The sequence below is a fragment of the Kribbella sp. VKM Ac-2568 genome (assembly GCF_004345365.1).
In the GTDB taxonomy this organism is placed as follows: Bacteria; Actinomycetota; Actinomycetes; order Propionibacteriales; family Kribbellaceae; genus Kribbella; species Kribbella orskensis.
This window is the reverse complement of record NZ_SLVF01000003.1, coordinates 36,104-60,366: the sequence shown is the minus strand read 5'-3', so window position 1 is coordinate 60,366 and position 24,263 is coordinate 36,104. Positions and strand designations below refer to the sequence as shown.

The following is a 24,263-nucleotide window of genomic DNA, read 5'->3' as shown; positions in this document are numbered from 1 at the left end:
AGTCAGTTACAAATTTCAGCGACCGAGGACGAAGGTCTGGATGGCGATGACGGCGGCGCCGCGGGCCCACTGGGCGAAGGTGGGGTCCTGCAGGACGAGGGGCGGGATGGCGGCCTCGGGGTGGCGGTCGGACCGGATGCCGGCGAGCACCTGTTCGTGGGCGACCGAAGCGAGCCGGACTCCCTCGCCGCCGAGCATCACTGCCTCGGGCATGGTGAAGTTGGTCGCCGCCGCGATCAGCCGGCCCAACGCGTGCCCGGCGGTGCTGATCACCCGGCGCGCCTCCGGTACGCCGTCCTTGGCGAGGTCGAGGCATTCGTCGTACTCGACGCGGCGGCCCAGCGCCGTACCGACCTGACTGGTGATGGCTTCGGTGGTGAGCATCGCGCTCGCGCAGCCGCGGTGGCCGCGATCGCACAGCGGCCCGTCCGGATCGACCTGGACGTGTCCGACCAGGCCGAGTCCGACGTCGGTGGTGTCGACGAGTTTGTCGTGGACGACCAGGCCGTACCCGATCCCGGCGCCGATCGTGAGCAGACAGAAGCGGCTCACCCCGCGCCCCGCGCCGAACCAGTGGATCGCCTCGGTCACCGCGGTGACGTCGTTCGACACGACCACCTGGGCGTCGGTCCGCTCGGCGAGCAGCCGCCGGAACGGTACGTCGAACCACGCGAGGAAATCACCCCGCAGGACGTCGCCGGCACTGGTGATGTGACCGCCCAGGCTGACGCCGAGCCCGGTGATGCCGGGGACTCCGGCTGCGAGCGATCGCTCGAGCTCGACGACCACGTCCGCGACGACCTCGGGGGAATGGTCCGGCAGCGGTCGCTCCTCGGTCGCGATCACCTCGGCCCGAAGGGTTGTCACGACACCGAGCGCGGCGTCCGCGGTGAGCTTCACGCCGACGAAGTGGTGCGAGGCGGGCACGATGTCGAGCGGCTGGGAAGGGCGTCCGACGCGGGGATCGGTGGGGCCGCCGGACACCTCGACGAGCAGGCCGGACTCGAGCATCGGCTTGGTCAGCCGGGTGAGGCTTCCGGCCGACAGGTCGACCCGCCGCGCGAGCTCAGCCCGCGAGAGCGGTCCGTCGAGCAGGATCTCCAGGGCAAGTTGGTGCGACGGCCCGGTCAGCGGCTGCCAGGCGCCTGCGCCCACCCGGGTCTCCTTCCCCCGACGACATCGCGTTGAGCTTACGCCGCGCCCTCCGGCCCGATCGAGACCTCCGGCCCGGGCGGGGTCAGTGGGGGAGTTTGCGGGTGTCGACGAGTTGCTGGGCCACGTCCCGGAGTTTGGTGTTGGTGTCCTGGGAGTAGCGCTTGAGGATGGCGAAGGCGCGGTCGTCGTCCACGTCGAAGCGCTCCATCAGGATGCCCATCGCCAGTCCGACCAGCTTGCGGGCGTCGACCGCCTTCGCCATCGACTCCTCGTGCCGCGCGGACGCCACCGCGACCGAGGCGTGCCGGGCGAGGATGTGGGCGATCGCCTCGTCGTCCTCGTCGAACGCGTCCGCCTTGGGGCTGTACAACCCCAGTACGCCGATCGCGGCGCGGGAGCCGTCGCCTGTGGTCAGGGGGACGTCCAGCACGCTGCGTACGCCGAGCGAGGAGACCTTCGCGGCCCACTGCGGCCACCGGTCGTCCGTGGCGGTGTCCCTGACCAGGATCGGCGTGCGTTGCTTCATCGCGGTCACCAGCGGGCCGTTCTCGGTGCTGATCTGGAGGTGGTAGACATCGCCGACGACGGGGTCCGTGACCGCCGCGATCTCGGCCCGCGGTCCCCGGACGTTGAGGGCTATTCCCGCGTACGTACAGGTCAGGGCTTGCAGCGCGAACTGGACGACGGCATCGACCGTCTCCTCGACCGAGGGGGCGTCGTGCAATTCGATCGCGAGCCGCGCGAAGGCGTCGGCCGAGGTCGGCGCGGCAAGGTGGAAATCAGCCATACCGGGAGCTCCAGACATACGTCACCGTCAGGGCACCCCGTGGCTGGAGTGATCCTTCAGCGGACATCATGCAACCTCGCCCCGCCTTTGCGTTAGCCGATCCACCCCCACCGTGTCCGTCTCGTGATCCAACCCCCGCCGGCCTTCCCGTCGGCGAGTCCGAGGGGGAGGAGGCGGGTGCTGGTCCACGCGGGCGGTGGAGCGGGGTTCAGGCGTAGTACGAAGTCCTGCGGGATGCTAGAGCCGGCGTTGCTCCACGCGGCATTTCGGGGCGCCGGTCGAGGCGGACTCGCAGACGATGTAGGTGGTCTCGCCGGCCGGGGTCTCGCTCAGCCAGGGCATCGTCACCTCGCCCGCCAGCAGGGCGTCGAGCGTCTGCAGCTCGGGATCGCGCGGCTCCGGGTGATGGTGGTATCCGGCGCTGCCCAGGGCGAGCGCGACTGCCAGGCCGAGCAGGTTGACCTCGTTAGCCTGCCCGGGGGTGGTCGAGTCCGGAGCCGGCTCGAGCCGGATGCCGTGATCGGGCACGTCGACGATCCGCGCGATGTAGTCGCCTGCTGTCATGCCCCTGAGCGTAGCCCTGTTGTTTTGGGTTGTCGATCCCAGTTTTGCGGGTAGGCTGGCGCCATGACCGAGACTGTCGAGGCGGCGCGGCTGACCAAGAAGGGGCGCGCGACCAAGGAGCGGATCGTCAGCGCGGCCGCCGACCTGATCTTCGAGTACGGCGTGGCCGGCACCAGCATCGAGGACGTCCGCAAGGCCGCCGGGGTGAGCGGCTCGCAGATGGCGCACTATTTCCATGACAAGCGACGGCTGGTGATCGACGTCGTGGGTCACCAGGCCGACGTCGTGGTCCGGCTGCACCGGCAGCCGGAGATGGGCAGGCTCGACAGCTTCGCCGACCTGCGGCACTGGGCCGACCTGCACGTCCAGCGGCAGATCGAGCGCGGGTGCACCGGCGGGTGCGACTTCGGTTCGCTCGCCGGGGAACTGGTGGAATCGGACGGGGATACGCGACAGCAGTTGGCGAGTGGTTTCGACCGGTGGGAAGGCGTACTGCGAGAAGGCCTGCAGGCGATGTACGACCGAGGTGACCTCCGCCCGGAGGCCGACCCAGAGAAGCTGGCGACGACCTTGCTCGCCACCCTGCAAGGAGGCCTGTTGCTGACCCAGACCAAACGCGACCCAGCACCCCTGGCAACCGCCCTCGACTCCACCCTCACCTACATCGAGTCCTTCGCCACCGACCCAGCCTCAGTCCGCACCAACCGAACGTCCGCCGGGGGGCCCGCCGCCGACCCGAGGTCGGCCCGGCCGGCCCCCGCAGACGCGGCGTCCGCCCTCCCGACCTCACCTGACTCCACCTCCGCCGAAGCAGCCTCGGACGACCCTGCCGCGGCGGCCCCTGAGTCCGGCGGGCGGTGGGGACGGAATGGCTGACTTCTCTGGGTTGACTGGGCGGACTAGTTGGACCCGGACGCGGGAGTTCGCGGCTCCGTTGCGGGCGTTCCTGCAGACCGAGTCGGGAAGCTCGGGGGTGCTCGCGGCCGCGATCGTGCTGGCGCTGCTCTGGGCGAACGTCGCGCCGGGGTCGTACGAGTCGTTCTGGCACACCGATCTCTCGATCAGTCTCGGGCATCGCGAGCTGAGCCTTGACCTGCAGGAGTGGATCAACAGCGGGCTGATGACGCTGTTCTTCCTGGTGGTCGGCCTGGAGGCGCGGCGGGAGTTCGACCTCGGCGACCTGCGGGAGCGGCGCCGGTTCGTCCTGCCAGTGGTGGCGGGCGTCTCCGGCATGATCGCGCCGGTGCTGATCTACCTGGCCTTCAACCACGGCGGCGAGGGCGCGCACGGCTGGGGTGTCGCGATGTCCACGGACACCGCGCTGGCGCTCGGCCTGCTCGCGCTCGTCGGCCGTGGAGTGCCGGATCGGGTCCGGGTCTTCCTGCTGACCGTGTTCGTCGTCGACGACCTGATCGCGCTGCTGGTGATCGCGATCGTCTACAGCGAGAACATCGAACTCATGCCGCTGCTGGTCGCGCTGCTGGCCTTCGGTGGTCTCCTCGTCGCGGCGCTGCTGCGGGTCAAGCAGGCCGGATTTTACGTCGTCTTCGGCATCATCACCTGGGCCGCGCTGCTGACCAGCGGCGTCGATCCGGTGGTCGCCGGGCTGGCGATCGGCCTGACCGCCTCGGCGTACTCGCCCGGGCGCGACGAGCTCGAGCAGGCGACCGGGTTGTTCCGGCTCTTCCGCGAGCAGCCGACCCCCGAGCTGGCCCGGTCGGCGACGGTCGGCCTGACCTCGACGCTCTCGCCGAACGCAAGACTGCAGCACTTCTACCATCCGTGGACGAGCTACCTGATCGTCCCGCTGTTCGGCCTGGCGAACGCGGGCATCACCATCGACATGGGATTCCTGGCAACGGCCTACACCTCGCCGATCACCCTCGGCATCCTGGTCGGCTACGTGGTGGGCAAGCCGATCGCGGTGACGGCCGCGTCCTGGCTGCTGACCCGCTTCAGCGGTGGCCGGCTCAGCCCGGGCGTCGGCTGGGCCGCGGTCGTCGGCAGCGGCACGATCGCCGGCATCGGGTTCACCGTCTCGTTGCTGATAGCAACTTTGGCCTTCGAGGGTGCTGCCTTGATCGAGGCGAAGCTGGGCCTGCTGTCGGCCGTGGTCGTGGCGTCGTTCGTGACCTGGATCGTGTTCCGCGCCGCCGCACTGCTCTCGCCGGCCCGCAAAGCTGTCGCCATGCTCGGTGATGCCGAGCAACTCGTCGATCTCAGCGATCCGGTCGATCCCGAGCTCGACCACATCCGCGGCCCTGAGTCCGCCTCGGTGACCCTGGTCGAGTACGGCGACTTCGAGTGCCCGTACTGCGGTATGGCGGAGCCCGTGGTGCGGGACCTGCTGCACGACGACGACCTCCGTTACGTGTGGCGCCATCTCCCGCTGGTCGACGTCCACCCCCGCGCGCAGATCGCTGCGGAGGTGGCCGAGGCCGCGGGGACGCAAGGCAAGTTCTGGGAGATGCACGATGTGCTGCTCGCGAACCAGGAGAACCTCCAGCCGGCCGACCTGATGGGCTATGCGGAAGAGTTGGGCCTGGACCGCGACCGACTCCATGAGGACGTGAAGCGGCACGTTGCGGCCGGCCGGGTCGCGCGGGACATCGAGACGGCGGACCTCAGCGGCGTCTCCGGGACGCCCACCTTCTTCATCAACGGGCAACGCCACTACGGCGCATACGACGTCGACACCCTGACCACGGCGATCAAGGTGGCACGCGCCCGCGCCGCCATCAAGACCGAGGACCTCGGCCCTCTCGTCCGTCGCCGCCGCTCCCGAGCCGGAGATCCGACATGACAATCCAGGTGACGGCTGCGTACGAACAGTTGGCCAAGCGTGAGCCGGTGCTTGCCCGACTGATCGAGGAGTACGGCGAGGTCGACCCGTTCGGGTGGTCCGACGAGCGGATGGAGGCGAGCAACTTCGCCGCGATGGTGCTGCACATCGTCGGTCAGCAGATCTCCACGAAGGTCGCCTTCGTCCTCTTCGACCGAGTCCTCGCCGCTGCCGGCGGCAAGGTGGTCCCGGAATCGCTGCTGGCGTTGACTCCGGACCAGCTCCGCGAGTGCGGGTTGTCCCGCGCGAAGGCGTCATACCTGCTGGATCTCGCGCAGCGTCAGGCCGACGGCAGGATCGACCTGGAGAACATGACCGGGCTCGACGACGCCGAGGCGATCGCGGCGTTGACGGCGGTCCGGGGGATCGGCTTGTGGTCGGCGCAGATGTTTCTGCTCGCCCAGTTGCACCGGACGGACATCCTGCCCGCGGGTGACGTCGGGATTCGCCGCGCGGTGGAGAAGGCCTGGGGTCTGGCGCAGTTGCCCGGTGTCAAGGAAGTCGAGGCGCTCGCGGTTCCGTGGGCGCCGTACCGGAGTTATGCGGCGGCCGTCCTCTGGCGATCGCTTTCGCCGAGTGCCGAGGCCCAGCCAGCATTGGCATGATTTTGTTGTAGTAGGTCATTTCTGCCACTGGTGGTGTCGGGGTGCGCTCCGTGAGGCTGGGATCTCCGACCTGACCGTGAAGGAGATCCGAGTATGTCGACAGTTCTGAACACCCTGGCTGCCGCCCAGGACCAGGCGATCGCGCACTTCGCCGGACGTCTGGCGTTCGAGACCGACCCGTCCGACGTCGCTGCCGACATCGGGGCCGGTGTCGTCGGCTGGGTGCTGGTGGACAGCCGCAGCCAGGAGAGCTGGGACCAGGGCCACGTAGCCGGAGCGATCCACCTGCCGACCAACGAGGTCGCCGCCCGCGCCGCGTCCGTAGTACCGGCTGGTACTGCGGTGGTGACGTATTGCTGGGGTCCTGGGTGCAATGGCGGGACCAGGGCGGCGCTCGAGTTCGCGAAGCTGGGTTATCCCGTCAAGGAGATGATCGGCGGGTTCGAGTACTGGACCCGCGAAGGTCTGCCCGTCGAGACGTCCGAAGGCATCACCCGACGGCCGTCAGACCCGCTCACCGCGCCCACCGGCATCGCCTGCGCCTGCTGACTCAAGCGCTACACGCCAGTGCCCTGCGTCGCAGGGCACTGGCGTGTCGAGAAACCCGAACCGACTCCGACGTACACGGTGTCGAGAGACGGGGATTGAGTCATGCCTGACAAGACAGCAGGACGCCGGCTGGTCGCGTGGACGAGCCTTTCGCTGGACGGGTACACCAGCGGACCACAAGGACCGGAGCACGACACCTGGCTGTACGAGCACGCGATGCAGGAACAGACCCTCGCGTACTTCGAGTCGATCTGGCGCGGCGCTGACACGGCGCTGCTCGGGCGGACGAATTACGAGGGATTCTTCTCGGTCTGGCCGGGGATCACCCGCGATCCAGCGACGGACGACCGGACCCGGGCGCTCGGTCAGTGGCTCGATTCCGTGGAGAAGGTGGTGTTCTCGCGGACGCTGGCGGACACGAAGTGGGAGAACTCCCGGGTCTCGGACGATCTGGAAGGGACCGTGCGGGAGTTGAAGGCGGCGCCCGGCCGCGACATCCTCGCGATCAACAGCGCCAGCATCATCCAGGCGCTGCTCCGCGCGGGGCTCGTCGACGACCTCCGGGTTGCTGTTGTGCCGACGATCCTGGGCGGCGGGCTCCGCCTCTTACCGACGACCTGCCCGAGTCGAAGTGGCGTCTCGCCGAGACGACCACCCTCGAGCACGGAGCAGTCGGCCTCCACTACCGAGCCTGACGCCGCCGCCGGCGCAGGCTGGGTGATCCAGCGGACCGCCACCACTCAGCAACCTCGCCGATTGCTCACGAGCCCGCCGTCGCCAGGCGGCGCGCCAGAGGGCCGGGCGTAGTTGGTGAGTGCTGGCGGTGCGGGCCACCCACCAGCCGTCAGCCCGTCGGGGTGTCTGCTCGGCCGAGCGCTTGTGGTGAGTCCGACCACCATCCGGGGACCTCGGACAAGAAACAGGGACCCGGACAGGGAACGGGGACCCCGGACAGGGAACCGGGGCCTCGGACAGGGCACGGGGACCCCGGACAGGAAATGGGACCCCGGACTGGGAACGGGGACCCCGGACAGGGAACGGGGACTTCGGACAGGGAATAACGTGTCCGAGTTCCCGGCTTGGTGTCCCCACCCCCACAACCACCGCTGCCGCCACCACAACCGCCGCTGCTGCCACAACCACCGCCGTCGGCACCACTCGGCCGGGGGCGCCACCAGCGTCCTGGCCGGCTGCAGCGATGGCCCGGATTGCTGGTCTCAGGGTTCGCGGGTCGCGAGGTATTCGGCGTTGCCGCGGATCGCTGCCTCATAGCGCTTGATCTCGGCGGTGTCGATGCGGTCGGCAACGAGTAGCAGCAGCGTGGCGAGTGCCTTGTCCCCGCGGCCGGACGCCTGCAGGGTCAGCGCCTTGAACACGCGCAGCGAGTCCGACTCCGGGAACTCCTTGCACGCCTGCTTGAACACCTCGAGCGACTCGTCGAACCGGTCGAGGTTGCGCAGCGTGCTCCCGTACTGCAGCAGGCACTTCCGCTTGGTCTCACCACTGAGCCCCGGGAGTGCCTGCTCGTAGTACCCGATGGCCTTCTCCTCCTGGCCGGCGGTGTCGTACGAACCGCCCACCTCGTACAGCACGTACGGGTTGCCGGGATGCTCGGCCAGCAGGTTCTCGAAGAAGTCGATCGTCGGCTGCATGTTCGACCGGTCCCGCCGGGCGAACGCCTCCTCGATGGTCGCGGCCAGGTCCGGCGTCAGTTCGTCACTCACGCTTCCATCATGCCTCGCGGCCGCCGGGGCAGAATGTCGAGGTCGCCAGGCCCGTTCCGACGTGGCTTGCGCAAGCGATAGCCGGCGGAAGAGGAGACAGTGATGACTGAGCAGGGTGGGTGGCCGCGAGGCGTAACCGCGATCACGTTGTTCGTGGAGGATCTGGCGGGCTGCAAACAGTTCTACCGGGAGACGTTCGGGCTGCCGGTGGCGTACGAGGACGACGCTTCGGCGGTCTTCAAGTTCGGCGACCTGATGGTGAACCTGCTGGACGTCGCCTCGGCGCCCGAGTTGATCGCGCCCGCCCCGGTCGGTGGCGCCGACGCAGGCCGAAGGTTCCAGCTCACCGTCGAGGTGGAGGACGTCGACGCCCTGCACGCCGAACTCACCAGCCGCGGCGTCGAGTTCGTGAACGGCCCGATGGACCGGCCGTGGGGCATCCGCACCGCGGCCTTCGCCGACCCGGCCGGCCACGTCTGGGAGATCGCGAAGTAAAACGCCAGTTGGAGCTCAGAGATCGAGCACCAGGTCGCCGGTGGGGCGTGCGCAACAGGGCAGCACCTCGCCGACGGCCGGAGGTTCCAGCGGTTGCGGCCGATAGCTGACCTCGCCGGAGATCAACGGGGTCACGCAGGTGTGACAGACGCCCGTCCGGCAGGACCACCGCGTCGGTACGTCGCACGCGTCCGCGAGTTCCAAAAGCGACGAGTGCTGATCCGACCACGGCACCGACAGACCGCTACGCGAGAAGGTGATGAGAGGCCCGGTCCCCGGCTCGCCTACGGGCGGATGAGGCTGTACCTCGCGAGCATCCGTCAGACCCGGGTTGATCGAGGGGAGCGCCCCGAACAACTCCGTTCGGACCTCGCTGACTCCGAGGTCGGTGAGCAGCACACGCATCTCCTCCATGAATCCGGCTGGTCCACAGACATACGCCGACGCGCCCCGCGGGATCCCCAACCGGGCGAGTTGTTCCCTGCCCGGCCGATGGCCGCCTGCCGTGAAGAAGACCTGCGGATGGACGTCCGTCAGCGATCCGATCAGCCCAGCAGCCTCTGTCGCGAACGCCTGCTGCTCCGGGCTTCGCGCGATGTGGATCCACCAGACAGACCGTCGACTCCGCTCGTCCGCGAGTCGGTGGAGCATCGCCATGACCGGCGTGATGCCGATCCCCGCCGAGACCAGTACTACCGGCCCGGGCTCTTCAGTCAGCACGAACTCCCCGCGCGGTGCGGCCGCTTCGACCGTCATCCCCGCAGTCAGGTGCTCGTGGATGTAGGTGCTCACCACACCCTCGCGCTTGACGCTGATCCGGTACGTCGATGAGCCGGGCGCCGAGGAGAGCGAGTAGCTCCGGATGCCCTGGTCACCGAAACGGATCACCAAGAACTGCCCGGGACGCGCGGCCGGCAGCGGCTCCCCGTCTGCGGACTCGAGGTAGATCGAGCGGACCGTGTCGCTCTCGCGGGTCACCGCGCTCACCGTGAGCGGACGGAATCCCGGCCAGTCGGCGACCACGCCAGCCGCCTGGCCGTCGACCTCGGCCGCCCCGGAGGACGGGCCGGGCTGCGGCTCGGAGTACGGGCTGGCGTTCCGGCCGTCGGCGGTCGGCGTACCGGTCTCGAGCGCTTCCACCAGTTCGCGGAAGGATTGTTGCCAGCCGGGGCTGAGGGCGGGGATGTTGAGGCTGGCGCGGAGCTTGGCCTCGTCGCGGTCGGGGAGATAGAGGAGAGCATCGATGTCCGCGACCGACAGCTCTTCCGGGCCGACCCGCGTGCGGACGATCTCGTCGCCCGCCTGTACGCGGCCCTCTTTGATGACACGCAGGTAGAAGCCTGGGCGGCGATGCGCCACCAGCAGCGAGGGCAGCTCGGGCTCGCCCATCCGCATCCCGACCCGGTAGCAGGTGACGCGCGGCTGGGTGACCTCGAACTCGGCCTCACCGATCCGGTACCGATCGCCGACGCAGACCTCGTCGTCCGGCAGCCCGTCGACCGTGAAGTTCTCGCCGAACTGGCCGTAGCTGAAGTCGTCGCGGCCGAAATGCCGCTGCCAGTAGTCGTACGAATCGAGCTCGTAGACGAGGACCGCCCGCATCTCGCCGCCGTGCCCGTTCAGGTCGCCCTGGCCGTCGCCGTCGATGTTGAGACGGCGGACCATCCGCGGCCCGTCGACCGGTGCCTTCCAGATCCCGGTGTGCACGGTCCGGCCGTGCCAGTCGACGTCCTTCGGCATTCCGACGTTGAGTGAGCGAAGTGTCGCCATCATCAGCCCCAACTGTTCAACACGGCGCGGGTCGGGTGGAAGCGGACCGCCCGGCCGGTCTCACCCGGGGCGTCCCATTGGAGGGTCGCGGTGCCGGAGAGATGCAGCGCGGTACCGGTCCCGAAGTCGAGGAAGAGCAGCGAGGTGGTCGGATCAACAGCGATATTGCCCAGGCTGTTGAACATGTTGTTGCCCGGGAAGTCCGGCCACCACAGGTCCGCGCCGTCGATCCGCACGAACCCCGGCTCGCCACCCTTGTGCGACGTGTCGGCGCCACGCGTGGGGTGCGAGGTGCCGAGGAAGAAGGTGTCCGCCGACTCGATCAGTGCGGTCTCCATTTCGCCAAGCGTCCCGTCGGTCACCACTGGGAGGCCGGAAGCGGGCTGCGTGATCGTGTGCGGGTGGATGTATTGAGGGCAGTTCCCGTATGCCTGTTCCGCGGCGATCTCGAGCTCGTCGCTCGCGGACCTGACGAGCTCGCCGTTGATCCGCACCCGCCGGCGGATCGCCAGTTCGATGACGAGCACTCCGACCTGCTGGTGAGCGGGAAGTCCGTACAACGGATCGCCCGTGCCCGGCGCCGTGTGCACGGTCAACGTCGTGCCCGCGGCGTCGAGGAAGCCCGGTTGGCCGGTCAGCGCCGTCGTCCACATCCGGCCGTCCGCGTCCCGCGCGGTGATCGCCACGAACTCGCGCTGGGCCAGGAACTTCTTCGCGCCACCTTCGAGCAGCGCGGGCCGCAACATCCCTTCCAGCCTGGCCGCGTCGTGCGAGACGCCGGCCTTGCGCTGCACGCTCAGCTCGCCCTCGTGGAACCCGATGGCGCTCATCACCGCCTCGTCTTCTCGTAGTGCCGGGCAACCCTGGTCCTGTTCCCACAGACGCTCCCGATACACCACTGCCGGCGCGAGCGCTCAGCCAGGAAGAGCATGGAGCAGTTGGGATTCGCGCACCTGCGCAACGTGCTCAGCCGCTCGGCGTCACCCATCAGCTCGATCACCTCGCGGGCGATCGCCGCCAGCGCCGCGTTCCCGCCGTACTCCGTGTGCCAGCGCGTCTCGACCTCGCCTTCCGGTAGCAGGCGCAGGCTCGAAGGCGCCGCCGCCGAAGCGGCGTTGATGTCGTCGATCGAGCTCCGCGCTGGGCTCCGCTGTTCGAGCCGCGCGTCCAGGACGTCGCGGATCGCGGCGCGCAGCCTGCGGACGGCCGTTTCCTCGGGCATCGGCCCGGCCGGCAGCCTGGGTGCCTGCAGCTGCCACCACGCCGCCTGCTGGTCGGGCGACTCGAGCAGGTCGACAGGCGGGTCGACCGCCAGCATCAGCGTGTCGACCAGATCGATCGCCACCAGCCGCTCCCCGCCCATCGCGAAGCCGGCCGCCAGCAGGTCATCGACACTCGGACTCATGGTCATGAGGTCACTTTAGGCATTAGGAGACGGCGAACACAACGCCTTGCCAAAGATTGACTAATGATTTTACTGTCCTTTTATCCGTTAGAGCTTCTGGTGAAGGAGAACGATCATGGGTCTGTCCTGGCAACAAGGTCCGCTGAGCGGCGGCGCGGTGGGAAGGTTCCTCACACCCGAGCCGCTGCCCGAGCGGCTGCTGTACGCCGAGCGCCTGCGGCGCCGGATGCGGGTGAAGTTCGCCGGCGAGTGGATCGCCGACAGCGAGGATGTGCTGCTCCTGCACGAGCCCGGCCGCTACCCGGTGGCCTACTTCCCACGGAAGGACATCCGGCTGGACGCGCTGTCCGGCGGCGACCGGCAGACCCGGCACCGTGACCTCGGTGCCACCGCGTGGTTCACGGTGGGCCTCGACGACCGCCAAGCGGAACGCGCCGCCTGGGAGCACGTCGACCTCCCCGCGCACGCCGGTGAACTGGCAGGACGGGTCGCCTTCGCCTGGCGGGCGATGGACGGCTTCTACGAAGAGGACGAGCGCATCCTCGGACATGCCGCGGACGCCTATCACCGGATCGACATCCGGCAGACCTCGCGCCACCTCGTAGTACGGGCCGGTGGGCAGGTGGTGGCGGACACGACGCGGCCGGTGGTGCTCTACGAGTCGGGCTTCGCGCCGCGGTGGTATGTGCCGCGAGCTGACATCGCCGGCGACGCGCTGACTGCCGTCAGCGGTCAGACGTTCTGCCCGTACAAGGGACTCGCCGACTACTACGACGTCGGTACTGCGGGTCGCGCGGCCTGGTCGTACCGCGACGCCTACACGGAGGTCGACCGAGTGTCTGACCTGGTGTCCTTCGAGCCAGACAAGGTCGAGGTCTCCCTCGACGGCGTGGTCCTGAAGCTCGAACCAGGTCAGCAGGTCCGCCCGCACGGCATCGACCGCGGCCTCGACATCGACGAAGTGGCGGCAGTCCGGCCGGTGCCTGACCTACCGTGACCTTCGGTGACAGACAGTGATGGGGAAAGCCTTCGGTGGGCCGGCGGCTACTCCAGCCACTCGGTTTCGAAGCGGGAGTTGGCGTGGATGTGGACGGCTTCGTAGCCTCCGGGGCCGGTGGCGAACTTGTGGGCTACGCCGGCCGGGACGACCAGGATCTGGCCGGCGGTGCCCAGGACGCGTTCGTCGCCGATGGTGAAGTTGGCCGAGCCCTTCCGGATGATGAAGGTCTCCGCGTACGGGTGGCGGTGCAGCCGAGGGCCGACGCCCTCCTTCGAGGTCGACTCGAGAATGATCGAGATCCCGGCCGCTCCCGGTAGTTCCTCGTAGTTCTCGGTCCAGTCCTCTCCGTCCTCCCGCCCGTCCTGGCGACGGATGACGAGTTCACTGACGTCTACCTGACTCATCTCGCTGTCCTCCCTCTAGCCGGCGCGCCGCAGTACGAAATCGAAGCTACCCCGCGAGAGAGTCGTCGCAGGGAAAAGAGCCACCAGGCCTAGCCGATCCGTTCTCGTACGGCGGGAGCGAACGGGCTCCACAGGAACCAGGTGGGAAGGGCGCGCAGCAGGCTTGGGGGACCGGCGAGGGCGACGGTGCCATCGGCGGTGGCCTGGGTCAGGGTGATGATGCCTGAGAAGACCCGCATGAGGTCGACGGGTTCAGTGGTCACGACGACGTCCGAGGTGAACCCGGGATGCTCCGTGCAGACGGATGCTTCCTGCCGGTCGAGGATGATCCAGATCCGGGTCGGATCGTCACCGCGGTAGTCGAACTCGATGTTGACCCGCTTCACGGGCAGTTCGTCACGGTTGACCCGGCGCGACATCCACCAGGTCAGCGTGATCGGATCGACCTCGCTCGGCTGCGGTTCGGTGAACATCCATCGCACCGCCCACTCGCCGATGGCCATGATCACGCCTTCGAGGTCGCGGCCGGCCGGGGTCAGTTGGTACTCGTGGCCGCGCGCGACCGGGACTCGCTGCAGCACACCCTTGCGCTCCAGGTGGTGGAGGCGCTGCTTGAGCAGCGTCCGCGAGATGCCGGGGAGCCCGCGATCGATGTCGTTGAACCGCCGGCTGCCGAGCACCAGCTCGCGCACGATCAGCGGCATCCACCGGTCCGCCAGTACCGCGCTCGCCAGTGCGACCGGACAGTACTGCCCGTAGTCTCGCATGGCTCATTGTGCGGCCAGGTCCAGGAGTTGTACCAGCTGAGTCCAGAACCTGTACTAGGAAGCACCTCGGCCCGGTGATGCATTGGAACCCTCATCAGACGGAGGGGACACCATGACCATCAGCTTCGACCCGATCGTGTTCAAGCGGACCACCCGCGCACAGTGGGAGGAGGCCGCGGAGGCCTGGCACCGATGGGGGCCGACGATCGAGGACTGGCTCGGTGAAGCGACCGCTGCCATGCTCCGCGCCGCCGGTATCGGCGACGGTGACCGCGTTCTCGATGTCGCTGCCGGAGCAGGTGGGCAGACGCTCGCCGCCGCGCGACTGGTCGGGCCGGCCGGCCGCGTGCTGGCCACCGACATCTCGCCGGCCATCCTCGAGTACGCCGCTCGCGTCGCGTCCGAGGCAGGCCTTTCGACGGTGCAGACGTTGGAGGCCGACGGCGAGGACCTGTTCGAGCTCGAAGAAGGCAGCTTCGACGCTGCGATCTCCCGGGTCGGCCTGATCTACTTCCCGGATCGGCAGGCCGCGCTGACCGGCATCCATCGAGCACTCCGCCCCGGCGGCAGGTTCTCGGCGGTCGTGTACTCCACTCCCGACCGCAACGGGTTCTTCTCGATCCCGGTAGGCATCATCCGCCGCCGGGCGGAACTCCCCGCACCGGCGCCCGGTCAGCCAGGGCCCTTCAGCCTCGGCAGCCCAGGCGTCGCCGAGAAGGCTTTCTCCGCAGCGGGCTTCCACGACATCACCGTGACCACGGTCCCCTCGCCGGTCCGCCTCCCGACCGCCGCCGACTGTGTCCGCTTCGAACGCGAATCCTTCGGCGCCCTCCGCCAAATGCTTTCCCGCCTCGACGACTCAGACCGCGCAGCAGCCTGGCACGAGATCACCACCGAACTAACTCAGTTCGAACCCCCACAGGCTTCACCGGCCCCTGCGAAATGCTGGTCATCACCGGCACCCGCTAATCGAGAGAGTCGCGCCGCCCCGGAATTGTCGGCCGGCCTGGTTCGCCGCCGCCGAAGAACTGGGCCACCATCTCGGCCCGGCTGCAAACGTCGAGCTTCGCGAAGATGCGGCGCATGTGCGTCGACACGGTCCAGGGGCTGATGTCGAGCGAGGTGGCGATGGCGCGGTTGGTGGCGCCGTCCGCGACCAGCTGGGCGATCTGCAGCTCCCGCGGGCTGAGCGAATGTCGGGGTACCTGCGGGGAGACGACGAGTACGCACCGGACGTTGTCGTGCTCCAGCATCACGGAGACACCGTTCTCGGTCGTTCTCGCGGTGATGGCGCGAAGCTCGACCTGATCGAGCATCGCTCGCAGTGCCGCGACGATGTGCTGTCTCAGGACCGCCATGTGCGCGGGCTCCGTGGTACGGGCTCGAGGCGGTCCTGGTGGCGGGTCGGCTTTGGGGCCGTCTCGCCGGGCTGACATCGGCACAGCTGTCGCACTCATCACTCATCCCCCTCGATGCGCGCCGAGAGAGCGCCGGAGCGAATCCGTCGGCTCTCCTCATGGTGATCTCTTTGGAGCCCCGCGGAAACAGGACCGGCGCGAATTTGCCGGGCAAATGTGAAAAGAAATGCCGCGGAAGTGTCCACAGCGGCCGCCCAGCCGCGCAGATCCATCGCCTCGTCCGGTCCGTGCGCGTTGCCGTCGGGGGTCCCAAACCCCAACAGCAGTGGGCGAATCCCGAAGGCGCGAGCCATCATGCCCACTGCGGGCACGGTCCCGCCGGACCGCACATACGTCGGTGCTCGCCCAAAACCAACCACACACGCTTCATCGGCAGCTCGTCGGATAGCTGCATCCGGCATCGTTGCCACTCCCGGGGTGGTTGCGGCGACACGGAGTCGCAAAGTGGTCCCGGGGGGAGCGAGCCCGTCGAGCAACCGACGCGCGCGGCGCAGTACGGCGGCCGGGTCCGCTCGTGGCGGCAGCCGGAGGTCGATCCGCGCCGCACTCCGGGCCGGTACTGCGCCACCCCGCGCCTCGGTGGTGAGCCGGGTGACGTCGAGCGCGCCGCGCAGGGTGATCCGCTCATCCAGCCCGGCCCCGATCATGGCCCGACCCCCTGCAGCCCTCGCGACGGCCGCGTCCGTGCGCACCTCGACGTACTGCGCCGCGCGGGCGCCGTTGTACTGCGCGAGGTGGGCGCCGAGGTCCTGCGCCGGGTTGGTGTCGAGTTGGGGGAGTAGGTCGTCGCGCAGTACCAGCAGGGCCTCGGCCAGGACCAGGCTGGGGTCGACGACGGCGCCACCGAGCCGGCCCGGGTGCACGTCCGGTCCACCGGTATCGACCTCAAGCCGGCCGACCAGGTGACCGCGCTGGCTGACGGTCACGGTGGGCGCGCCGTCGGCGGCCCGCTCGGTGTCCGACACGACCACAGCCCGCGGCCTCACTCGCCGAGCGAGCCTGCGCAGTACTGCTTCAAACCCGGGGCTTCCCACCTCTTCGGCTCCCTCCGCGATCACGAGCACCCGCATCGGCGGGACCCCGGCCTGCCGCCAGGCGTCCAGCGCACAGAGGTGCGCGAACAGCTGTCCCTTGTCGTCGCCGGCACCCCGGGCATAAAGCACGCCATCCCGAACCACCGGCGTGAACGGGTCGGACGACCACCCCGACCCGGCGGGCTGCACGTCGTAGTGGCCGTAGATCACCAGAAGCGGCGCGCCCGGCGGTGCAGCCCAATGACCCAGTACTACGTCCCGCCCGCGGCTGGTCGGCACGACCTCCACCCTCGCGCCGTGGGCACGCTGCCACGACGCGACCCACCGAGCCGCGCGGGCGACGTCAGCCGCCCGCGCCGGGTCTCCACTCACCGATGGGATCGCGAGCCAGGCCCGCAGTTCGGCCAGCCGGTCGGAGCGCCACCGCCGGGCGGTGCCGAGCACCGCGGGCGGCAACACCTCTCACCGGCGCGGCCGAGCGGGGACGCCGCCCTGCCCGCCGCGGTACGTGCCCAGGCCGTTCCGGCGCGGGTAGATCGGCCCGCCGGCTCGTGCGGCCGGTGGCATCTGCGCGGGCGACCGCTCGCTGTACCGCGCGGCGACGCCTGCTTGACCCATCTGTTCCCACGGCATGACGCGGTCGGTGCCAGTGCGCTTGGCGAGGCTCATCGCCTGTGCCGATGTCAGCCACTCCTCGGCCGGTTCCGCGATCTCCATCAGCAGCGCCTCGAACTGGCCGCGGCCGGTCTCCATCACGTGGTTGCCGGACAGCCAGCGCAGTACCTCGCGCCCGTTGACCGCCATCCGCTGGCGTGGACTGCTCTGCAGCCGTACGTCGAAGTACCGGATCAGGACCTCGTCGACCACGTCCCACGCGTTGGCCGCGCCGAACAGGTCCTTGACGTCCTCCGACCCGAGGATCCCGAAGCACTCCTCCAGGAGTTGCATGACCTCGACCCGCAGCACGTTCAGGTGACCGTACGAGGTGAACTTCAGGTTGTTCCGCAGGTCGAGCCCGGCCCGGCGGACCACCGCGATCGATCCGAAGCTCGGGTCCAGCGCCCGCTCCCGGATCACGTCGCTGATCCGCTTGTCCCGCCAGAACAGCGTTACCTGGTTGACGAAATGCGAGAACAGCATGTGGAAGTCGGTGTTCGGCCGGCTCTGCCCGGCGCCGAGGCCGCGGCCGTAGCCGAGCACCCGGCGGTAGGCGGCGACCCGGTCGTTCCGGGTGTACCGCAGTACGTCACGGCGGTCGAACTGGTAGAGCTTGTACGCGCCCTCGCCGCCGGACAGCCGGATCGCGCCGCCCTCGAACAGTTCCTTGAGCTTCTGCACGACCTTGAACACGCCGATCCGCTCGTGCTGGTAGATGTAGTAGAGATCCCCGACGGCGACAACGCGCTCGGAGTTGACGTTCTCGTCGTACTCCACGACGCCCTGCGGGATCTTGACGTCACCGAACTTCTGCGCAGCCTCCGGCCCCACACCGACCAATTCGGCCAGCCCCCGGTCCGGCGGCATCGGCCCACTCGCATCCGCCTCCCGCGCCGCGGTGACCAGATCCTCCAGCTGCCGATTGATCTCCTCGGCCAGCGCCGGATTCGAGACCAGGCTCCCCGACAGCCGCTCGGAAACCTGACTCCGCAACGCCTGCATCCGATCCAGCAGATCCTGATAATCCCGCTCGGAAAGCATGTCACTGCTCCTTCTCGTCCGCACGCAAGACGGCGACGACGAGACGCCGGACCTCCGCGGAATCCTGGATCTGCTTGACCCGCGCCTCCAGCCTGCCGCTCTGTTCGTCGACCAACTCCCGCAGCCGTCCCAGCGCGGCCAGCTCTGCCTCGGACCTGGGGGAGACGACCGGCTCCTCGACGACGATCTCTTCGACTTCTTCGACCTCGTCGCCCTGATCGGGCTCGGTCGGCTCGACCGGGAACGACTCTTCGTCGACCTGGTACGCCTCTTCGTGCGGCCCCGGCTCGTACTGCCCCTGCTCGAACTGCTCCCGCTCGAACTGCTCCCGCTCGAACTGCGCCTGCTCGTACGGCGTCGGCTCCCCGACAGGTGTTCCTGGAGTCGTGACGGCTCGTCCGCGGCGCAGTTCCTCCCTGCGGGCGACCAAGTCAGCCTGAGCCGACCTCGCCCGTTCAGCCGCGTCCCATGCGGCGGCCGCGCGAGCCTCCGCCGCCCTGACGGCTTCGTCTGCTTCGGCCTCGGCGCGGGCGGCGCGGATCTCGGCTTGTTTCCTCTCGGCGTGTCGCCCGTCGGCAGCGATCACAGCGTCGACGAGGCCGGTCAGTCTGTCGCCTTCCAACACCGACAGCAGGCCCTGAACCGTGTCGGCGCGTGATCGCTGCAGGTCGTCGCGGACCTCGCCAGCCCTGGCACGCACGTCGTCGTCGGTGAGGATCCCGCGCAATCGCCTGACGCCCGAACGGGCGACCTTCAGAGCATGGCAGCCGCACTCGCACCCCGCGCAGTCCTCGCCGCAGTCGGCGAGGCACTCGTCCTCGATCTCGGGATCCACGGGGTCGAACGGGGACTGCGGAACGAACCGCTGGTTCGGCGGGATCTCCTCCCAGTCGTCCGGACCACCCTCGTCGTCGACCTCGCCCGCCGGCTTCAGGTGCGGCCACGTTGTCACGGTCGGGCCCTGAACCAAGCGCCCCAGCTCGCCGTCGACGATCGCCAGCGGTACCTCGCTCGCAGCCATCAGCACGCCGCGGGTACCCAGGAGCAAGTCCTTGAGCGGATCCGGCAGCGCGGCCACCTGGAAGATGCCCGAGATGTGATCGTCGTCCGCGCTCGCGCTGCCTTGCAGCGGCAGCACCAGCGATCCGAAGTTCGCTGGGTTGCCCCCTTGGGCAATGAAGGCCGGGATGTAGTTCGGGCGCAGATGCAGCCCTCGTACCTCGACCCGCACGAAGTCCTCATCGCCGGCGACCTCGCCAACGGCATGCGAGGCGGCGTCGTACGGCACGACAGACAGATCCAGCAGCACCGCGCCGGCGAAGCGGCCGATGCGGAGCGCCTTGGCGGTAAGGCGTTCCACCAGCCCGCAGAGCGTGGACACCGCGATCTTGACCCGGCCCGCGTACAGGCCAGGAGGAAGCGGCGTGCAGCAACCCAGTGGGATGCACGTGACCTTGCCGCGCGAGCCGCAGTGGCAGCCGCTGGCGCACGAAGGACCGCCGCACGGGACTAGTCGGCGTACGAGCTTGTCGCGCAAGGTGAGCAGCAGCGCGGCTGCCGTCGGGGTGAACGACGAGACGAGTCCGTCGCGGCCCGTGTCGCGGATGATGTTCGGGCCGTCCTCGGTGAAGAAGACCCGCAGCCACTGCACGAGGTCGTCGAGCGTGAGCCCGGTACCCCGGTCGAGTACGACGGTCTGCCGCTCGGCAGAGGAGACGAGTACGGAGTCGAGCACTGCCTCGAACTCGTCGACCTGTTCCGAAGCCGCCGCGAGCAGCCGGCTGATCTGCACGAGATCCGTGCCCAGGAAGCCGTTTCCGGCGCCGAGGGTGAAGTCCAGCCGCCGGGTGTCCCACGAGCGCTGCAGGTCGGTGATGAGTTCGACCAGCGTCCAGAAGCTCGTCCGCTGTTTCTCTTCGTCCACAGTGTTCACGTGGTCGTCGTCCAGGCCGAAACGGTCGCGAAGGGCGCCGAGTTGGCCGGGCACGCTGTCCGGATCGATCTCAGCTGTAGCGGTCGGCACCTGGCCCAACAGCCCGTTGGTGCTCCCGAACGAAACCGCCGGTTGCAGGATGTTAGCGAGCGTCGGACGGCTGGCAGGCGGCGACGGGGCTGACGTGGTCGTCGAAGGTGTTGCCTGGTAGCCGGTCAGTACGGAGAAGGCGGAGTCGACCAGCGGGACCCGCGGGCCGCCCTCGCGACCCAGTTCCAGGACGATCCGGCGGACCGAGTCGCGGACGAGGCCGCGGTACGCTTCGCAGTCCTGCGGGTCGGCGTCCGTTCGCAGTGGCTGCAGGCTGTCCAGCATCCGGGTGATCTGCTCGTGGGCGGCTTTGGCCCGCAGATACAGGGATGCCTGGCCGCCGGTGACGCCGCCGAGGTCGGCCTGTACTGCGACGCCGCGCGGTACGTACTTGGCGATGACGTGGTCCTCGAAGGTCGACAGTTCGAAGGACGCCGACAGGGCGGCCGTGAACGCCTTGGGGTCCTGGACGCGGGGCCGCCAGCCCAGCACGTCCCGGATCGCCGCGCTGACCGCCGGCCCCTGGTCGCCTGTGATCCCGGTCGAGGTCGACGCGCGGGACACCCCGTCCGTCGTCATCAGCGGGAAGGCCTGGTCGACCTCGACGACCGGGAGCCCTGGCTGCTTCTTGTCTTTCGTCACGACGACCTCCTGGAGGTGTTCGTCCTGGTCGTTTCGGTGGGCGGTGAGGTCACGAGTTCATGCAGCGCGGCACCGACCGCTTCGCCGGCTGCGACGAGTGGTTCCTCGCAGCGTTCGAGGCTCTGCTCGACGCCGGACCACCACGAGGGCCAGGCGCCGCTCCGCCGTCGGGTGGAGCCGCGCAGTTGGTAGACGGGGTCGTGCGCGCGGAGGTCTCGCCAGTAGATGAGTCCGGCCTCGCGGACGAGCCGCTCGAGGTCGCACAGTTCCCGCAGTACGCCCTCCGTGGTGGCCGGCGGGCTGCCGACGAACACGTCGAGTGCCTCCGCGAGCCGGCCCTGGATCTCTACGGCCAACTGCGCGACGTGCTCGGCGGAGGCGAGATCGCTCTCCTCCGGCTGGTCGTCGTTGGTGCTGAGGACGAGCTCGGCCACCGCGAGCCAGAGTTCCTGTACGGCCCGATGCAACCCCGCGCGGCTGTCGTCGACGGTCATGGCCGTCACCTCCTGGCCAGTTGGACGTAGAAGTTGCGCATCAGCCGCTCGGGCTCCGCCCGCCCCTGGTCGAGCGCGGAGCGCACCGCGCCGATGAGGAACCGCTCCGGTACGACGCCCGGGTCGACGCCCTTCGCGAGCCGGCGCCCCGCCTCCTCGATCATCGACTGGTGCCGTGGCTCGAAGAAGATCACGTCGCGCAGCGCCTTGCCGCCCAGGCCGTTGAAGCGCGTGTAGCAGACGGCCTCGACTACCGCGGGGATCGTGCGGTCGGCCGTGGCGAGCAGCTTCGGCGGCAGCGCCCCTTCGCGTGGCGACGGATACAGCTGCGACCACGCCCGCCGGTACTCCGCGGCGCGTTCCGGGAACCCCATCCGGCGCAACAGCTCGCACGACAGGAAGGTGCGCAGGTACGGCGTGGGGTGCACGCTGCGCGGCGAGTACCCCAGGCTCTGCGCCGAAGTACGGCCGATCACGTCCATCAGTGAGGCGACGAATGCTTCACCACCCAGAAGGCAGCCGACCATGTCGCCGAAGATCTCGCGGTTCCAGCGGACCCATACCGAGGCCACCGGTTCCGGGATGCCGGCCTCGCGCAGCCGGCTCGCGATCGACGAGGGGACTGCCTGCTCGAGCTGCAACTCGTTCTGCAGGTTGTGGCTGACCTCGTGCAGGATCGCGCCCATCGTCCAGGGGTTGACCAGCCGGTGGTAGGGGAGTTGGACGAGCGGGAACGGGTTGACCTGCCGACCGAGCCGGCGCAGCGGGATGCCGCGCCGGAACGTCGCCGGTGAGAAGCCGGTCCGCATGTAGCAGAACGGTGGCGGCGACGGGATGCTGCGCTCGTTGCCCAGATGCATGAACACGTGCTGGTAGCAGTCGAGCGTGATCCGATCGCAGGCGTCGAGCCACTCGCCGAACGCGCCCTGCCGCTGCCCGAACAGTTCGAAGTAGAAGTCCCACACGCGTTCGGTGGCGCGGACCAGATCGTGTGCCTGGGTCTTGAGCTCCATCGCGATGCCCACCCGGGATTCGGAGGGCCGCGTCTGGGCGGCATCCGAGGCGCGGTCGAGCCGCTCGACGACGGTCTTCAGCGGTCCGCGCAGCGTCGCCAGCAGCGCGTTCACCGCCTGCACATGACCCTCGCTCGGCCGCGCCGGCTGGGAGCCGAACTCGTCCCGCCGGAAGTCGCGCAGCGCGTTCAGATGCCGGCGCACGTTGAGTGCCTGGCCGGAGAGGTAGACCGGGAGCACGTCCTGATCGGCGCGCGGCTTGCCCGGCCGCACGACCGGTGTGGCGGCACCCGCGCCATTCATCGACTCGCCCTCGTACCACGGCATCGACGGGAGCCAGGACGGCCAGGACAGCCAGGACGACGACGGCGCCGGAGCCGGGGCGGGCGCCGGAGCCGGAGTCGGTACAGGAGTGGGAGTCGGCGCCGGGGCCGGCGTACCGCTGAGCGCACTGATCCGTGCCCGGAACGCGGGCATGTCGAAGTTGGGGTCGATCTTCCGGCCGGGCGGGTCGGCGACGTCCTTGTGGCCGAGGACGGCCGACACACTGAGCCCGAAGTGGTCGATGAGGACCCTGCAGAGCTGGGCGAAGGCGGCCAGCTGTACTTCGGGCCAGGTCGCGTCGGTGCCGGTCGCCTCCGCCTCGATACCGATCGAGTGGCTGTTGCCCCACGACGGGTTCTGCACCGCCCCGGCGTGGTTGCAGCGACCGGCGGCGATGACGTAGACCTTCCCGGAGCGGGAGAGCCCGAAGTGCGAGAGTGGTCCGGCGAGGTCCGGCCGCCCGTTGATCAGGATGTCGAGCGAGGGCATGTCCGCCGTGCGGTTCAGCGTCGCCGTGTGGTGGCAGACCACCGCGCGGACGTCGCTCATCTCGCCGCGTCCCCGGGTCTCCCAGCCGGGTACCTCGATCACCTCGAGGTTGGTCTTGCGGGCGACGCCCGCGAGGTCCGTCAGGTACGGCATCGTCCCTCCCTCCGAGATCCCGGATCAGCTGGTCGTCAGCGCCGCACAGAACGCCGAGCGGCCCGAGAGGGGGCTGGCCGACGCCGTCGGCGAGGTGAGGTGGCACCAGGGGACGGCCTGCGACCGCGCCGGCGGTACCGGCGGTTGAACGTGTTCACCGCACGTACGGCGCGGTCCCGCTCGGGCGGCGTACGCAGCATCCGGCCCGCGATCCGGGTCATCGTCGAGACTGCCGAGCTCGCCGAGATCGGCCGGCCCGAGGCGGCCTGGTCCGCCAGGCTCTGCGCCGTCCGCTGCAGGATCACCGGCATCGCCGTGACGTACTTGCGCGTCGCCGGGTTGCGCCGCAGCCGGCGACCCAGCGCCGAAGTACCGCGGATGAGCGCCGGGGCGTTGCGGGCCAGGACTCCCGCGGCCCGGGGGATGAGCTTGGACGCGATCGGAACCAGCGCGCCGAGGAATGCCTCGGCCTCGGCCTCGCTCTGGGTCTGCGCCGCCTTCGTCGAGAGGTAGGCCATCAACTCGGCCTCGGGGTAGATCCGCCGTACGGGATTGACGAACGCCTCGTCCTCGTACTCCTCCTCCGACTCTTCCTCGGTCTCCGCCTCGACCTCGAACTCGAACTCCACCTCGTACTCGCCGTCGCCGCCACCGAGCAGGCCGCCGAGCGCCTTGCCGATGCCGCCGATCGCGCCGAGGAAGTCCTCGTCCTCGTCCTCCGCCTCGAACTCGCTCTCGTCCTCGGCTTCGAATTCGTCCTCGAACTCGAACTCCTCCTCGGTCTCGAACTCGTCCTCCAGTTCGAACTCGCCCTGGATCGCGGGGTAGTTGCGGTTCAGTACGGACGCCATGGTCGTCCCTCCACTCGGTTCGGACGTCGATCTGCTGGTGGGCGCTGGTCTCTGCGG

The 24,263-nt window shown here is 69.2% G+C and carries 23 protein-coding genes and 1 pseudogene; 8 read left to right on the top strand and 16 right to left on the bottom strand.

Annotation, left to right across the window (positions count from 1 at the left end; translation table 11 throughout):
* Positions 1 to 15: 15 nt before the first annotated feature.
* The 3 genes from EV648_RS07685 to EV648_RS07675 form a co-directional block, all read right to left on the bottom strand.
* Entirely contained in the window at positions 16 to 1,155 is a 1,140-nt protein-coding gene (locus tag EV648_RS07685; RefSeq protein WP_132286902.1) for an ROK family transcriptional regulator, read from the bottom strand.
* 82 nt (positions 1,156 to 1,237) lie between these two features.
* Positions 1,238 to 1,942, bottom strand: a complete 705-nt coding sequence (locus EV648_RS07680; protein ID WP_132286899.1) for a GAF and ANTAR domain-containing protein — start codon at positions 1,940 to 1,942, stop codon at positions 1,238 to 1,240.
* A gap of 237 nt (positions 1,943 to 2,179) precedes the next feature.
* Complete coding sequence (locus tag EV648_RS07675; RefSeq protein WP_132286896.1) at positions 2,180 to 2,506, bottom strand: hypothetical protein; 327 nt, start codon at positions 2,504 to 2,506, stop codon at positions 2,180 to 2,182.
* A 63-nt stretch (positions 2,507 to 2,569) separates the two neighbouring features.
* Between EV648_RS07675 and EV648_RS07670 the strand changes: the two genes are divergently transcribed.
* The 5 genes from EV648_RS07670 (at position 2,570) to EV648_RS07650 (ending at position 7,309) form a co-directional block, all read left to right on the top strand.
* Complete coding sequence (locus tag EV648_RS07670; protein WP_132286893.1) at positions 2,570 to 3,382, top strand: TetR/AcrR family transcriptional regulator; 813 nt, start codon at positions 2,570 to 2,572, stop codon at positions 3,380 to 3,382.
* The gene (gene nhaA / locus EV648_RS07665; RefSeq protein ID WP_132286890.1) at positions 3,375 to 5,309 is read left to right on the top strand and encodes a Na+/H+ antiporter NhaA; all 1,935 of its coding nucleotides are present in this window, start codon (positions 3,375 to 3,377) and stop codon (positions 5,307 to 5,309) included. The genes EV648_RS07670 and nhaA overlap by 8 nt, the downstream gene beginning before the upstream one ends.
* Positions 5,306 to 5,953: a DNA-3-methyladenine glycosylase gene (locus tag EV648_RS07660; RefSeq protein ID WP_132286887.1), complete on the top strand. Its 648-nt coding sequence runs from the start codon at positions 5,306 to 5,308 to the stop codon at positions 5,951 to 5,953. Before nhaA ends, EV648_RS07660 begins: the two co-directional genes overlap by 4 nt.
* A 93-nt stretch (positions 5,954 to 6,046) precedes the next feature.
* Positions 6,047 to 6,502: a rhodanese-like domain-containing protein gene (locus EV648_RS07655; protein ID WP_132286884.1), complete on the top strand. Its 456-nt coding sequence runs from the start codon at positions 6,047 to 6,049 to the stop codon at positions 6,500 to 6,502.
* Between the two features lie 102 nt (positions 6,503 to 6,604).
* Positions 6,605 to 7,309 (top strand): dihydrofolate reductase family protein, encoded by a 705-nt coding sequence (locus EV648_RS07650; RefSeq protein ID WP_199234486.1) that lies wholly within the window; start codon positions 6,605 to 6,607, stop codon positions 7,307 to 7,309.
* Between the two features lie 410 nt (positions 7,310 to 7,719).
* On the opposite strand, the gene EV648_RS07645 is transcribed toward EV648_RS07650, so the two are convergent.
* Entirely contained in the window at positions 7,720 to 8,226 is a 507-nt protein-coding gene (locus tag EV648_RS07645) for a tetratricopeptide repeat protein (RefSeq protein ID WP_199234485.1), read from the bottom strand.
* A 102-nt stretch (positions 8,227 to 8,328) separates the two neighbouring features.
* On the opposite strand from EV648_RS07645, the gene EV648_RS07640 reads away from it, so the two are divergent.
* Positions 8,329 to 8,721: a VOC family protein gene (locus tag EV648_RS07640; protein ID WP_132286881.1), complete on the top strand. Its 393-nt coding sequence runs from the start codon at positions 8,329 to 8,331 to the stop codon at positions 8,719 to 8,721.
* A 15-nt stretch (positions 8,722 to 8,736) separates the two neighbouring features.
* On the opposite strand, the gene EV648_RS07635 is transcribed toward EV648_RS07640, so the two are convergent.
* The 3 genes from EV648_RS07635 to EV648_RS07625 are packed head-to-tail and all read right to left on the bottom strand — an operon-like array spanning position 8,737 to position 11,902.
* Positions 8,737 to 10,494 carry an MOSC and FAD-binding oxidoreductase domain-containing protein gene (locus EV648_RS07635; RefSeq protein WP_241994957.1) on the bottom strand — a complete coding sequence of 586 codons (1,758 nt, stop codon included), beginning with the start codon at positions 10,492 to 10,494 and terminating at the stop codon, positions 8,737 to 8,739.
* Entirely contained in the window at positions 10,494 to 11,321 is an 828-nt protein-coding gene (locus EV648_RS07630; protein WP_241994956.1) for a pyridoxamine 5'-phosphate oxidase family protein, read from the bottom strand. The genes EV648_RS07635 and EV648_RS07630 overlap by 1 nt, the downstream gene beginning before the upstream one ends.
* The gene (locus EV648_RS07625; protein ID WP_199234484.1) at positions 11,321 to 11,902 is read right to left on the bottom strand and encodes an ABATE domain-containing protein; all 582 of its coding nucleotides are present in this window, start codon (positions 11,900 to 11,902) and stop codon (positions 11,321 to 11,323) included. The genes EV648_RS07630 and EV648_RS07625 overlap by 1 nt, the downstream gene beginning before the upstream one ends.
* A gap of 109 nt (positions 11,903 to 12,011) precedes the next feature.
* Between EV648_RS07625 and EV648_RS07620 the strand changes: the two genes are divergently transcribed.
* Positions 12,012 to 12,893 (top strand): DUF427 domain-containing protein, encoded by an 882-nt coding sequence (locus EV648_RS07620; protein ID WP_132286878.1) that lies wholly within the window; start codon positions 12,012 to 12,014, stop codon positions 12,891 to 12,893.
* Between the two features lie 47 nt (positions 12,894 to 12,940).
* Here the strand turns inward: EV648_RS07620 and EV648_RS07615 are convergent, their stop codons facing one another.
* Both EV648_RS07615 and EV648_RS07610 read right to left on the bottom strand, forming a co-directional pair.
* The gene (locus EV648_RS07615) at positions 12,941 to 13,300 is read right to left on the bottom strand and encodes a cupin domain-containing protein (protein WP_132286875.1); all 360 of its coding nucleotides are present in this window, start codon (positions 13,298 to 13,300) and stop codon (positions 12,941 to 12,943) included.
* Between the two features lie 89 nt (positions 13,301 to 13,389).
* On the bottom strand, positions 13,390 to 14,067 hold the full coding sequence (locus EV648_RS07610; RefSeq protein ID WP_132286872.1) for a helix-turn-helix domain-containing protein: 678 nt from the start codon (positions 14,065 to 14,067) through the stop codon (positions 13,390 to 13,392).
* 112 nt (positions 14,068 to 14,179) lie between these two features.
* Between EV648_RS07610 and EV648_RS45105 the strand changes: the two are divergent.
* Positions 14,180 to 14,617: pseudogene (locus EV648_RS45105) on the top strand (class I SAM-dependent methyltransferase); the annotation flags it as partial.
* 415 nt (positions 14,618 to 15,032) lie between these two features.
* Here the strand turns inward: EV648_RS45105 and EV648_RS07600 are convergent.
* From EV648_RS07600 to EV648_RS07570, 7 genes are all read right to left on the bottom strand, one after another.
* Entirely contained in the window at positions 15,033 to 15,425 is a 393-nt protein-coding gene (locus EV648_RS07600; RefSeq protein WP_132286868.1) for a helix-turn-helix transcriptional regulator, read from the bottom strand.
* Between the two features lie 98 nt (positions 15,426 to 15,523).
* Positions 15,524 to 16,978, bottom strand: a complete 1,455-nt coding sequence (locus EV648_RS07595) for a M20/M25/M40 family metallo-hydrolase (RefSeq protein WP_132286865.1) — start codon at positions 16,976 to 16,978, stop codon at positions 15,524 to 15,526.
* Positions 16,979 to 16,981: 3 nt separating this feature from the next.
* Positions 16,982 to 18,217, bottom strand: coding sequence for a hypothetical protein (locus EV648_RS07590; RefSeq protein WP_132286862.1), 1,236 nt, complete (start codon positions 18,215 to 18,217; stop codon positions 16,982 to 16,984).
* Position 18,218: 1 nt separating this feature from the next.
* Entirely contained in the window at positions 18,219 to 20,882 is a 2,664-nt protein-coding gene (locus EV648_RS07585) for a hypothetical protein (RefSeq protein WP_132286859.1), read from the bottom strand.
* On the bottom strand, positions 20,879 to 21,376 hold the full coding sequence (locus EV648_RS07580; RefSeq protein WP_132286856.1) for a hypothetical protein: 498 nt from the start codon (positions 21,374 to 21,376) through the stop codon (positions 20,879 to 20,881). Before EV648_RS07580 ends, EV648_RS07585 begins: the two co-directional genes overlap by 4 nt.
* A gap of 5 nt (positions 21,377 to 21,381) precedes the next feature.
* Positions 21,382 to 23,355, bottom strand: a complete 1,974-nt coding sequence (locus EV648_RS44920; RefSeq protein WP_132286853.1) for an N-acetylmuramoyl-L-alanine amidase — start codon at positions 23,353 to 23,355, stop codon at positions 21,382 to 21,384.
* A 35-nt stretch (positions 23,356 to 23,390) separates the two neighbouring features.
* Positions 23,391 to 24,206 carry a hypothetical protein gene (locus EV648_RS07570; RefSeq protein WP_132189224.1) on the bottom strand — a complete coding sequence of 272 codons (816 nt, stop codon included), beginning with the start codon at positions 24,204 to 24,206 and terminating at the stop codon, positions 23,391 to 23,393.
* Between the last annotated feature and the right edge of the window lie 57 nt (positions 24,207 to 24,263).